This is a genomic window from Geobacillus sp. WSUCF-018B (genome assembly GCF_002809985.1).
GTDB lineage: Bacteria > Bacillota > Bacilli > Bacillales > Anoxybacillaceae > Geobacillus > Geobacillus thermophilus.
Map to the genome: position 1 here is coordinate 1 of NZ_PIJF01000068.1, position 12,481 is coordinate 12,481.

Sequence of the window (12,481 nt, forward strand, 5' to 3'; positions counted from 1 at the left end):
ATCGGATGCATGGAAACAATGGATGAAGCGAAAACGTAAAGTGGTGGAAACCGTGTTTTCGATTTTAGTCGATTCGTATCGGATCACCAAGATTCGCGCAAACTCGGTTTCTGGATTTGAAACGGCACTGGATGGTATTTTACTGGCTTACTCACTTGTTGTTCTCGGGCTAGTTGAGCGCTAGCGCTCAACTAGCACCACGGGTATTAATATTGTTTTAACACTCAACTAACGCGATCCAATCAAAGATAAAACACTTTTTCAAAAAAATATACTCAATCACTCGCCGCCAGTGAACAAAACGAACGGCCGCTCCCTCCATATGGAAAGAAGCAGCCGTTCAAGGGGGAGTTCGCACCCGTTTCAAGAATGCACCCACGGTTACTTATGCGCCGCAGCCGGACGGTGCGGATGATTCGGGCGATGCATGCTGCCCATCCGCTCACGGAGATACGGCAATACCCAACGGTCCAAACCGTAGCGGCCCGCGTTCGCTCCAGCGACGAGAATGAACACCGTCAGCAGCACCATTTGCGGGTTCGTGCTCGTCGTGCCCGAGAACATGAAGGCGAAGTTCATGACTGCTCCCATGAGGGCGGCGAATGTCGTAAACAATCCGAGAATAAGTGCGATCCCAACGAGAAATTCGCCCCATGGCACGAGGAAGTTGAATAATCCGACATTCGGCAGCGCTACGTTTTCGATAAACGCCGCCCACCAGCTTTGCACGGCCGGGTGTTCGCCCGTGGCCTTCGCCAATGCTCCTTTTAAAAATCCGGTGGCGTCAAACCCTTGTGTGATTTTTTCCCATCCCGCCACCATCCACTCATATCCTAAATACAGCCTCAATACTACCATCAACGCTGACGCTGTAACGTGTTCGCGCAGCCATTTTACTACCATTGTATGTCTCCCCTCTCATTTTGGAAGATGTTCCTTACACTTTTATCATACTCCTTTTTCAGACAAACGAAATAAGTTTGTTCACCATTTCACAATATATTCAAAAAACTATGGCAAAATGGTGAAAAGGCATGTACGGCGGCAACGATTATGAAGAGAAATGAAGGGAAAAAGATGGCCTGAGTTCGACCCGAGTTCGACAGTCACTAGGCAACGTCCCTTGATACAAAAGGGGATCGGAGGCATTTGGGCATACCTTGAGCGTGTATCTAGGCGCGAGGATGGATGCCTAGGATCTTCGGCGGAGGCTCCAGCCTAGAGCCGCAAAGAGTTGCGCTTGCTTGGACGTCAGCTCGGTTCGTTGAGAAAGGTCTCCGTTTTTAAAAGAATAAATGAATAAATCGTGTGCCTGTGAAATTCGAAGTTTTTTCTAGGATCCGCACCACGAAGTGCTTGATATAACAGCATTTTGATCATTTCCATTTGCCTAAAATGGCCTCAAAACTGTCGAACTCGGGTTATATTTGTTAAAAATTACAAAAAATAAGCCGAGCCACCTGTTCCCTCAAAACGCCACCATGATCATGGACCAATCACGACGCCGCAACTCGAGCCAACGATCAATCAAATGAAAACGGAGAAAAAGCTTGTTCAAAACATAGTTTTCTTTCCCTGCTCCACGTTGTATAATCAAAAAAGAGGAGGTGAACAAGCATGGAACGCGATACCATCGTGAAAGAAGTAGTCGAGGCGCTGAAAATGTTTTCCCACGACATCCGCACCCAAATTGACGAAATGGGAAGTCAGCTGAGAGCGGAAATCCAAGACACCGCCAACCAGTTGAGAGCAGAAATCCAAGAAACGGCTAACCAACTGAGAGCGGAAATGCAAGACATGGCTAACCAATTGAGAGCGGAGATGCAAGACACAGCCAACCAATTGAGAGCGGAGATGCAAGACACAGCCAACCAATTGAGAGCGGAAATGCAGCAATTTCGCGCCGAGGTGAACGAGCGGTTCGACCGACTCGAACAAAAATTCGCTGGCTTGCGCGTGGAGCTGACCGAAACGCAAGAAACCGTCCATTTCCTCGCGTCCAAAACCATCCAGCACGAGAAAAAACTCCACCATTTGGCCAAGCAGCTTGAATCCATTCGCTAGTTTTCCTTCATCCGAAAGCCGCGTTTGACTGCAAGTCAAGCGCGGTTTTGACTTTTGCATCTCGGCTTCTTCGATCCCGATCAAATCCCTCCTGCCCGGCCGCGCACGAAGACGGAAGAGAAGCTGGCGATTTATCCGTTATCATGAACACAATGGTTTCCAATACGCAGCCAAAACTCTGCCCCCGGACAAAACGCCCAAAACAGAGAATGCGCGCCGATAAAGTATGATGGGGCTTTTGCGTGCATAATTGATGCTCCTTTTGACGCACAATATAAATTACAAAAGAATCCTTTTCATGATTTGAGGGAGGAATCATCCATGTCATTTTTGTGGAGCTTGATTGTCGGGGGCGTCATCGGTTGGCTCGCAGGTCTTCTAACAGGCCGCGATATTCCCGGCGGAATCATTGGCAACATTATTGCTGGGTTTATCGGAGCCTGGCTTGGAACGGCGCTCTTTGGCAACTGGGGGCCGACCATCGGCGGATTTGACATCATCCCCGCGCTGATCGGTTCCGTTATCCTCATTTTGCTTGCAAGTTTTGTCATTCGCAGATGGCACAGGACGGCGTGATTCCAAAAACCTTAGGGTCGCAATGGATTCCGCTTATGCAAGACTCATAGCGCAATCTTCCATCTCCAAATTCATGCTCACACATGAAGGAACCGGGCTCTTCTCAGCCCGGTTTTTAAAGTTCGTTACTTAGTTCGATATAATTGAAAATCATCCAGCGTTCCCCAAGCGCCGCCATTTGCCTTGATGCTCACTCCGATCGTCACGGTTCCGTCACCAATATAAATATCATGAATCTCAGGATGACTCCAATTCAACCAACCATTCACCCTGGCAGCCGCTCGATACTCTTTACCTCCTGTTTTCGCATACAAGTATATTTCTGCATCGGAGGCATCTCCTCCTTGCAAAAACATCGATAAATCATAATATCCGGGCTCCAATCCCGTGATCGTCTGTTCTACCTGGAAATCAACAGCCTCGCTCGAATAGAAGTGAAGGGAATAGTTTCCCGATTTCGCATCCGCAGCTTTCTCCAAATAATCCGTATGTGGAGAGGTGCCGTTTCGATAAATGATGGTCCACATCGTTCTGTCTTGATCCTCGAAGCTCGGATTGACTACATAGTTCTTCGGCGTAATGTCAAGATAGGCTTTTACCGTCTCTCCACCCTCCACTATACCTTGAATCACATGTGTTCCGATGCCAATTCTCAGCGCTTGATCCAACTCGTCCTGATTCCATTTCACAGAAACAGAGCGTTGGCTCCCATCATTATAAGTAGCTGTTACCGTATCAGGCAACTCAACCGGTTCACCAACTATAGCGCGAATATATATGTCTTTGATTTCATCGATTTTCAAAGGAGCTACAGCTCCTGTGTTTACATATTTAAACACATATAATGATGGTAAAGGTCGGCCATTAAAATCGAACAGCGCTTGATTATCTACAGCACTCCCCCCGTGCCATATCGCCGCATCAGGATCATATTCAGCAGCAAAACTAGACGCCCAACCAGATCCATATTTTTCCCATTTTTTCTCATTTTGCTTGAGACGTTCAGGAGGGCCAACAGGAATCCATGCAGGTTCCCAGTAAAACACCCCGATCCCCCGTTTACCTACAGCCGCCACCGCCTGAATCACATCTCGAATCGAGTTCGCTTGCCCTTGGACAGTAATCGGATAGTTCAGTATTTGTCCAGAACTCTTTGGAGCTGTATTTTCATGGCCGTCTCCATCTTTTTTCGTATATGGATAGGATGTTTCTGCCACCATCACTTTTTTATGATACGTATTGGCTACATGTTTCAACACAGACGTTAAATTGGCTAAAGTACCATGCCAAAACGGGTAATAGGAGCTAGCGAACACATCGTAATCCACTTTATGTTCAGCAAGCATTTTCGCTATGGATGCATATCTGCCTGGAGTTTCGGGATTCGTAAAATGAAGCGCAACCAGTATATTCCGATTCATCTCCCTTACCGCTCTGCTTCCTGCATTCATCAACTCACATATTTTCGCCCAATCCGTTTCCCCGACAAAAGCTCCATTTGTTTCATTTCCAATTTGAACCATTCCGACTTGAATTTCTTCTTTCAACATTGCTTCTAAACTTTCCTTCGTGAATCGGTATAAAGCTTTCTTTTTTGCTTCAAAATTGAGGTTTGCCCACGCTTTGGGAGGGCGTTGTTTGGCAGGGTCGGCCCAAAAATCGGAATAGTGGAAGTCCACTAGCACCTTCATCCCATTGGCCGTAGCTCGCTTTCCAATCTCAATGGCTTTTTTCAAATCGTTATTCCCGCCTCCATACCCATGCCCTTTCTCATCATAAGGATCGTTCCATACGCGCACCCGTACATAATTGATCCCGGCTTCTTTTAGCGTTTTAAAAATATCTTGTTTCTTACCAGCCGCGTTGTAAAATTTCACTCCACTGTCCTCAAGTGCGATAATACTCGAAACATCGACCCCTTTAACGAACCCTTTGCTTAGGCCATCCACCCTTTTTACAAAAATATCAGCTGGAACAGGCTTTGGCCCCTCTCGGCCTCCCGCTCTGTTCAGCGATATCAACTGAAAATGATCCATATAGCCCCAAGCGTTCGGTTTCCCAGTAACTATTGCACCGACTTCAAAGTTCAACGCTTCTTCTTCCAGTGTGAATTCCAATTTAACCGTCTCCCAAGAATTATATCCTTTTGTAACAACAGCCTCCGCCATCTGATCGCCTGCGAACAATTGAATATGACCCGCTTCGTCTCCTGCTCCTCCCATTGATTGAACAGAAAGTTCATAACTCCCTGGCGGCAGCTGTCCGATCGTTTGCTTCAATGTAAATGTTTGATTTCCGTTCGCTATATCGCGGACCCAGTATTTAAAGGCGCTATCTCCCTCATTCGGAACGATCCATGCATCATTTGAATAAGAAAAACGCTGTAGATCAACAGAACTCCAATCCTGTGCAGTGACTGTCCATGACCCATCAGCCCAAAAATCCGATTCAAATCCCCCGTTAATTAAATAATTATACGAATCAGCCGCTGCTTTATGAATATGATTGGACGAAAACGGCATGATCATCACCATCATGGCGACTAGTATGAAAAAAAATCGTTTCCTCATCCTCTCCCCCGCCTCCATGACTATTTTAACATCGCACACCAAAACACTTGATTGGCTGCCGTGTGAAACCAGCCTTTCTATTTGACAGATTTGTTGCTTGAACGATTCTCTCTCCTTTATCTCCTTTTCTCCACGACTCGCACCTCGTATTTACCTAGCGTGATCTCCCCTTCGATTTCCTCGCCAGTGAACAGATCCTTCACCTTTTCCTCAACAACAACAGCCTGTTTCTCCTCCGTAAAATTCATAATAAACACATAATCACATTCCGGGGCTTGCCGCGCTTGGACGGATACTCCTTTTCCATGCTTTACAAACAAGACAGGCCTCAAATCGAGCTTTTCCATCAATTCTTGATAAAAATCTCTATGGAATTGATCCTCTAGGCGGCCGCCAATATAATAGGCTTGACCTTTCCCGTATTGGTTGCTCGTCACAGCGGGCGTACCCGCATAAAAATCATCTTCATAAACTCCTTCGACTGTTGCAGTATACACCTTGATCACCGTTGCATAGTCTTTCAACTCGTAAGACTGTCCACGATAATGAACCGAATTTCGATCGCGTGGATAAAGAGTATCCGTTTCGATCGGTTCGATGCCGAATGTTTTCCTCAAATCGGGATGCCAGCCACCTAAATACGCTAAATCACATTCATTGACCATTCCACTTATATAAGTCATGACAAGCGTTCCACCGCTCCCTACAAACTGTTTCAAACGAGCAATCGTCTCTTCGCTCACTAAGTAAAGCATCGGCGCAATCAGCAATTTGTAGCGGGAAAAGTCTTGTTCCTTCGTGATGACATCAACAGGGATATCCCGCTCCCAAAAGGGGCGATAATGCTGTACGAGCGTTTGTGGATACCGTTTCGTTTCAGTCGCAAATCCTTGCGCATCATTTAACGCCCAATTGTTTTCCCAATCATACAAAATGGCCACTTCCGCCGGCCGATTGGTTCCGACGATGCCAGACATTTTCTCGAGCGCTTTCCCAACTTTAGAAACCTCTTGAAATACACGGTTATCCGTGCGATTGTCATGGTCGACGACTGCACCATGAAGTTTCTCAAACGCCCCCCGCGACTTGCGCCATTGAAAATAGAGGATGCTGTCGGAACCATGAGCGATCATTTGCATCGAAGATAAAAAGTGCATGCCTGGCCGCTTCGCTTTGTTCACTTTATGCCAGTTCACTAAACTCGGCGTGCATTCCATCAGTAAAAATGGCTGCTGCTTCAAACTTCGATACAAATCATTGATAAAACCGACTTTCATAGCCAAATCAGCAGTGCTCTCCCAATCATTGTGCCAAGCAGGATAGGCGTCCCAACTAATGACGTCAAGATGCTTTGCAAACTTGCTGTAGTCAAGTCCTTGAAAAGGAATTAAGTCATGCGTATCCGCCATAAAATTCGTTGTAATCGGAATATGAGGCGTCAACTCCCGAAGCGGAACGATCTCGTTTTCAAAAAAGGAAATCGTCTGATCTGTCACAAACCGTTTCCAATCAAGATTCAACCCATGAATCGTATGCTCACCAATCGGAGACGGCGACTCGATTTGCGACCAGTCGGTGTACGTATGGCTCCAAAATGACGTCCACCAAGCGGCATTCAGCGCGTCAAGATCATGATTGTATCTGTTTTTCAACCATTCACGAAACGCTTCTTGGCACAAATTACAATGGCATTCCCCGCCGTATTCATTGGAAACGTGCCACATGAGCAAAGCAGGATGATCTCCGTACCGTTCCGCCAGCAATCGATTGATATGTTGAGTTTTTTCACGGTATACGCTCGAGGTAAAACAATGATTATGACGCCCGCCATGCAACTGTCGAACACGCGCCGCATTCACCCGCAACACTTCCGGATACTTTTGCGACAACCATGCTGGTCGAGCACCGCTTGGCGTAGCCAAAATCACCCGCCCGCCAATACGGTAAATGTCGTCAAACACTTTATCGAGCCATTCAAAACGATAAACCCCTTCTTCCGGTTCGAGAGCAGACCAAGCAAATACACCAATCGTGAATGTGTTTGTGTGGGAGAGTTTCATCAACTCAAGATCCGCCTGCAAAAGATCCGGCCGATCCAACCATTGATCAGGGTTGTAATCTCCTCCATGAAGAATGAAGTTCGCTTGTGTTATATACGTTCGTTCATATTTTGGCATTACGTCGTCTCCTTTCCCTGCATCATCCTTTGATTCCACCCAATGTCAATCCGGACACAAAGTTCCGTTGCAACATCAAAAAGACAATCGCTACCGGAATGCTAATCAGAAGCGCCCCGGCTGCAAACGTCGTATAGCTCGCCCCCATCACTTCGTTAACGAGATTATACAGCCCGATCGGAAGCGTATAAGCATCAGGAGTTCGGAGAATGGCCGATGATAACACAAAATCACCAAGCGGTCCGGTAAATCCGTTCATCGCCACGACTGCAATCATTGGTTTAGACAGCGGCAAAAGAATTTGGAAAAAGATCCTCGTATTGCTCGCTCCATCGATTTTGGCACTTTCATCCAAATCTCTCGGGATCGAATCCATATATCCCTTCATCAAGTACGTATTCATCGGAATTTGCCCGCCGATATAAAGCAAAATTAACAGCCAGTGACTATTGAGCATCCCAAGCATTTGCGCCAAAACAAACAAAGCGATCAACGCAGAAAACTGCGGCACCATTTGCAGCAGCAAAAACAACGTTAAAGCATTTCTTCTTCCCTTAAATCGAAAGCGCGAAAATGCATAGGCGGTAAACGAAACACTAATCACGGAACCAAGCATCGTAAAAAAGCTAATTTTCATCGAATTCCAATACCAGCGTTCGTACAGTAAGCTTTCTTTGCCCGCAAACAACTCGCGATAATGATCAAGCGTCGGTTTTTTGGGGATAAGGGTGGTGCTGATTAAACTGTTCCCCGGATTCAGGCTGGCACCAATAGTCCAAAGCAGCGGATAGATGATTGCCACGGCGACAAACGTTAAAATGGCATAGGATACGAAGAGGCGAAGGAATTTTTTTGACCTGACACTGGATCTCATGTTCTATACTCCCTCTTTAAAAGAATTGGTCCGTCGAAATTGCCATAACGCAATCCCCATGACAAACAAAGATAACAAAATTGTTAAAGCGGCAGCCAACGCATATTGGCTTGATTGCATCGTCAATTTATAAATCCAAGACACAAGGATATCCGTTCCTCCCGCTGTCGATCCCGGAACAGCCGGTCCGCCTCCATTAAACAGATAAATAATGTTGAAGTTATTAAAGTTAAAGGTAAACTGTGTAATAATAATCGGGGCCATCGCCAACAGCACCATCGGCAATGTAATATATCGAAATTTGGCAAACATGGAAGCTCCGTCAATCGTCGCTGCTTCATACAATTCTTCAGGAATCGACTGCAAAACGCCCGTCGTCACGACAAACACATATGGGAATCCCAACCATCCTTGCATGAGGATGAGCGCCACCCTCGTCCAATGCTCATCAGTCATCCAAGGGATTGGATCGATGCCAAGCGCCGCTAAAATTGTATGATTGATGGCTCCAAAACTGTCATTAAATAAGCCAGCAAACACTAAAATCGTCACAAATCCCGGCACAGCCCACGGCAATACGAAAATGGTTCGATACAATTTCTTCAACCGAAGGTCTTTTTGGTTGACGATCACCGCCAATAAAATACCTGCCGCCACTTGAAGAGTGGAAGCAACGAGTGTCCAAATGACCGTCCATGACAACACATCAAAAAAGGTTGAGCGCCAAATATCAACCGTAAAAATTTTGAGGAATGTATCGAACCCAACCCAATCGACCAACTTGGCAGGAGGAGTATGATATAAATCATAGTTGGTGAAAGCTAAAGCAAAACTGAACAACACTGGATCTTCACCACAACATGTACTTGACAAGCAATGCGATTTCCTGCACAAGGATATGCCAAAATTACTGATTTACTGATTTTCCCTCACAAGCGTAAATGAAGGGATGTTCGAAAAAAAATCAAGTACAACTTTTGGTGAAGATCCACAACACTGGAAAAATAACAGAAAAAACCAAAAGAAAAAAAGCAGGGCTGCTAACAACATACGGGTATCCTTGTTCCACAAGTTGATGGTACTCTTCTTTCAGAGTATTCAACCGATCCCCCCTATCCCTCCGCTCACCATTTTTATAAGCGTCCCACAAATTGAAACAATAAAAAGCCAATCCAAACAAAGCGACAATGACCGCAATAATCCCTTCTGCCAAAAGAAAAATCGAATTATCGCGTTGCACTTCTGTTCCAAGCGTCACAATCCCCCAAAACCCCATGTTGAACAGATCGGCAAACGCCGTCAAAAAAGAGGCAGCGAAAACAAGAAACAAAACTCCCTTCGCCCATTGTCGGTTATACCATTGACCTAGGCCAGGAATAATCGATAAACATAAGGCCATTTTCCGGTGTGACATGGACTCCCCTTCTTTCCTTGAAGAACACATTTTTTCAACACAAAACGCATCAAACAAAAAGATCGTTTCACACCATCACGATCGATTTATTGTAGGTCCTTGCACCTTGTTAGAAACGAAAGCGCAAGGACCTTGTTCTCTCCCCTTATTTGCCGCTATGTTTCGCCTTAATTTGCCCTTTGATCGTTTTCACCGCTTGATCTAATGCCGCTTTCGGATCTGCTTTTCCAGTCGCAATCGTTTGCAATGCTGAATCTGCAGGCTTCCATACCTCATTCATTTCCGGAATATTCGGGATCATTTCAGAAAATTGAGATTGCTCCGCAACCGCCCGTGCCGCCTCACTGTTTTTCACCACCGGATCATCCGCCAACGCTTTGACGGCCGGAACCTCTTTTGTCACTTCATAACGTTTTTTCGAATTTTCTTCATTCGCCAGAAAGATCACCAATTTTTCAGCAAGATCTGGATGTTTCGAGTAGGCGCTTACGTTGTAGCTTTTTACCCCAATAAATGCGCTCATATTTTTTCCGTTCTGTAACGCTGGAAGTTTCGTCACTCCAAAGTTGATTCCCGCTTTTGTAAACGGCTCAATATTCCACGGACCAGAAATGATCGCTGCTGCTTTGCCTTCCGTAAACAGCGATTCAAGTACATTAATCCCCTGCTCACCAATCATTCCTGACGGAAATAGACGTTCTTTATAAAATTTTTGAATCATTTTAGCCCCTTCGACAGCGCCGGCATTATTTAATCCAATATCGTTCGGATTGTAATTTCCGTTTTCGTCCTTGCCAAAAATGTAGCCTCCATACGCACTCATCACACTTTGAGCATAGTAAATCTGGTCAAACAGAGCCAAAAAGCCAAATTTTTTGCCATCTGTTACTTTTTTGGAATACTCATACCATTCCTCAAGCGTTTTCGGCAATTCCTCTTCAGAAATGAGATCTTTATTATAGTAAAGCATCGTTGTCTCGACCGCTTTTGGCAAACCATACACTTTGTTGTTTACTTTTTGCGACTGCATAGCGGCTTCCGTATAGATGGATTGAATGTCTTCCTCAACATTCAATTCTTTAATGAGCCCTTCCGTCACGGCTGTCCCAATTTGATCGCTCGGCATCGTCAATACATCCGGTCCAGTGCCAGCCGGCCCGTCTAAACGCAAATCCTCAATTTGTTTCGCATACGGCTTCTCAATGATTTTTACTGTCACATTGTTTTCCTTTTCAAATTGGGCAATGGCATCTTTAATTCCTGCGCTTTTTTGAATGTCTTCCCAAACGACGAGCTCTACTTTTCCATTGCTCTCTTTGTTTTCTCCTGCACGAGATCCTTGATTAGCATTTTCTTTAGGCCCACATGCAGCTAAAGACAAACTAAAAGCCATCACACTCATAAGCGCAAGATGTTTACTAATACTCCTCATCATTTTCCCTATTCCCCCTTCTTATTTGGAAGCGCTTAACTACCTTCAATATAGCACCAACAATAAAAAATGTAAACAACTTTTTACTAAAATTAATAAAAATATTTACGAAACAAAAAAGAGGGCTAGTTCGTACTTTTCCGTACGATAAGCTCAGCCCCTAACAGCAATGTCTTCACAATGTTTCTCTTTCTTTGTATCCGCTCGAGCAACAACTCGATCGCACTTTTGCAAATTTCATGAATATCAATATGGAATGTCGTCAATGGCGGTGATACGTATTTGGTAATGCTGATGTTATTGACGCCGATGACGCTCACACGCTCAGGGATAGGAATGCGATGCTCATTCAACGCCTGCAGACAACCGACAGCAATGGGATCCGCCGCTACAAAAAACGCGGTAGGCAATCGATCCCCTAGGGTTTCAATGGCCTTGGTCATGAGTTCATAGCCATTGTCAAATGAGAATCCCCGGTGGCAAAAAATATACTCTTCGTTGAGCAACCCCTTTGCTTTCATATAATGTCGAAACGCCCGCTCGCGCGAGTCCATCTCATCCTTTCCTGTATTCGGATTCGGATACGTCCCGCCAATAAAGCCGATGTCCGTATGCCCTTTCTCAAGAAAGAAGTCGATCGCTCGCTCAGTGATCTGCGTTAAATCCGGGCGCACCGAATCAAAACAGCGCGGGTCGGGCGACAAATCAATAAACACACCATTTGTCGTCATCGATCGCAGACGTTCAAGCTCCCGATCCGAAAAAATTCCAACGGCAATAAACCCCTCAATGTTCTCTGGAATTTGGTCAATGCCATCTGAAATTTTATACATTTGCAGTTCTAGATTAAACTCTTTCGCCAGCTTTTCCATTTCCATCCTCATTGTTTTGTAATACACGTCTTCTAATTCCTCTTTATCCGTCAACCAATATAAAAAAGCAATATTGCGAATCACTTTTCTGATGGTTTTCTTGCGGTAGTTCAACTTTTCTGCTGCTTCATAAATTTTCTCCCGCGTCTCCTCGGATACCGAAAGATCTGGATCATTGTTCAACACCCGCGAGACAGTTGAAATGGAATAGCCTGCTTGTTTAGCAATGTCGCGAATCGTAGCCATATGCATTACCCCATTCTACTTAGTTGTATCCATGAGTATTATAACAAATACGCAATATTTTTACTAAAATTATTTACTATATGATCCTGAATCATGGCAACTTCCTGGTTCATCACCAAAAGATGTACTTGATTTTTAGGTTAAAATGTGATAGAGATCTCTAGACGGACACGCAAAGTAAAACGCTGGATATTTCGATACCCATATCCTCGCCTTTTGATCAATTTTATTTTGTTGTTGATTCCTTCCATTGGAC

General features: G+C 45.1%; 10 protein-coding genes and 2 pseudogenes. 3 read left to right on the forward strand and 9 right to left on the reverse strand.

Annotated features, from left to right (window positions below; all coding sequences use genetic code 11):
• On the forward strand, positions 1-184 hold a 184-nt coding region (locus CV944_RS15175; protein WP_145994834.1), incomplete at its 5' end, for a transposase.
• A 197-nt stretch (positions 185-381) separates the two neighbouring features.
• Here the strand turns inward: CV944_RS15175 and CV944_RS15180 are convergent.
• Positions 382-903, reverse strand: coding sequence for a DoxX family protein (locus CV944_RS15180; RefSeq protein WP_014195214.1), 522 nt, complete (start codon positions 901-903; stop codon positions 382-384).
• Between the two features lie 714 nt (positions 904-1,617).
• On the opposite strand from CV944_RS15180, the gene CV944_RS15185 reads away from it, so the two are divergent.
• Both CV944_RS15185 and CV944_RS15190 read left to right on the forward strand, forming a co-directional pair.
• Complete coding sequence (locus CV944_RS15185) at positions 1,618-2,064, forward strand: gp58-like family protein (protein WP_100664480.1); 447 nt, start codon at positions 1,618-1,620, stop codon at positions 2,062-2,064.
• 321 nt (positions 2,065-2,385) lie between these two features.
• Positions 2,386-2,640 (forward strand): GlsB/YeaQ/YmgE family stress response membrane protein, encoded by a 255-nt coding sequence (locus tag CV944_RS15190; RefSeq protein ID WP_100664481.1) that lies wholly within the window; start codon positions 2,386-2,388, stop codon positions 2,638-2,640.
• A 125-nt stretch (positions 2,641-2,765) separates the two neighbouring features.
• On the opposite strand, the gene CV944_RS17935 is transcribed toward CV944_RS15190, so the two are convergent.
• The 8 genes and pseudogenes from CV944_RS17935 to CV944_RS15230 form a co-directional block, all read right to left on the reverse strand.
• Positions 2,766-5,210: a glycosyl hydrolase 53 family protein gene (locus tag CV944_RS17935; RefSeq protein WP_014195210.1), complete on the reverse strand. Its 2,445-nt coding sequence runs from the start codon at positions 5,208-5,210 to the stop codon at positions 2,766-2,768.
• 116 nt (positions 5,211-5,326) lie between these two features.
• Positions 5,327-7,387: a beta-galactosidase GanA gene (locus CV944_RS15200; RefSeq protein WP_100664482.1), complete on the reverse strand. Its 2,061-nt coding sequence runs from the start codon at positions 7,385-7,387 to the stop codon at positions 5,327-5,329.
• A gap of 22 nt (positions 7,388-7,409) precedes the next feature.
• The gene (gene ganQ, locus CV944_RS15205; protein WP_014195208.1) at positions 7,410-8,261 is read right to left on the reverse strand and encodes a galactooligosaccharide ABC transporter permease GanQ; all 852 of its coding nucleotides are present in this window, start codon (positions 8,259-8,261) and stop codon (positions 7,410-7,412) included.
• 3 nt (positions 8,262-8,264) lie between these two features.
• Positions 8,265-9,107, reverse strand: a pseudogene (gene ganP / locus CV944_RS15210) (galactooligosaccharide ABC transporter permease GanP); the annotation flags it as partial.
• A 153-nt stretch (positions 9,108-9,260) separates the two neighbouring features.
• Positions 9,261-9,675: pseudogene (locus CV944_RS15215) on the reverse strand (sugar ABC transporter permease); the annotation flags it as partial.
• Positions 9,676-9,820: 145 nt separating this feature from the next.
• Positions 9,821-11,107: an arabinogalactan oligomer ABC transporter substrate-binding protein GanS gene (gene ganS / locus CV944_RS15220; protein WP_025039188.1), complete on the reverse strand. Its 1,287-nt coding sequence runs from the start codon at positions 11,105-11,107 to the stop codon at positions 9,821-9,823.
• A gap of 125 nt (positions 11,108-11,232) precedes the next feature.
• Positions 11,233-12,225, reverse strand: coding sequence for a galactan degradation operon transcriptional regulator GanR (locus CV944_RS15225; protein ID WP_199170463.1), 993 nt, complete (start codon positions 12,223-12,225; stop codon positions 11,233-11,235).
• Between the two features lie 140 nt (positions 12,226-12,365).
• On the reverse strand, positions 12,366-12,481 hold a 116-nt coding region (locus CV944_RS15230; protein WP_145994835.1), incomplete at its 5' end, for a transposase.

Bases quoted from the DNA above. Each gene is read 5' to 3' on its own strand.
- ganQ (WP_014195208.1), bottom strand. From the start codon at position 8,261: ATGAGATCCAGTGTCAGGTCAAAAAAATTCCTTCGCCTCTTCGTATCC.
- CV944_RS15180 (WP_014195214.1), bottom strand. From the start codon at position 903: ATGGTAGTAAAATGGCTGCGCGAACACGTTACAGCGTCAGCGTTGATG.
- CV944_RS15225 (WP_199170463.1), bottom strand. From the start codon at position 12,225: ATGGCTACGATTCGCGACATTGCTAAACAAGCAGGCTATTCCATTTCA.
- ganS (WP_025039188.1), bottom strand. From the start codon at position 11,107: ATGAGGAGTATTAGTAAACATCTTGCGCTTATGAGTGTGATGGCTTTT.
- CV944_RS15190 (WP_100664481.1), top strand. From the start codon at position 2,386: ATGTCATTTTTGTGGAGCTTGATTGTCGGGGGCGTCATCGGTTGGCTC.
- CV944_RS17935 (WP_014195210.1), bottom strand. From the start codon at position 5,210: ATGAGGAAACGATTTTTTTTCATACTAGTCGCCATGATGGTGATGATC.
- CV944_RS15185 (WP_100664480.1), top strand. From the start codon at position 1,618: ATGGAACGCGATACCATCGTGAAAGAAGTAGTCGAGGCGCTGAAAATG.
- CV944_RS15200 (WP_100664482.1), bottom strand. From the start codon at position 7,387: ATGCCAAAATATGAACGAACGTATATAACACAAGCGAACTTCATTCTT.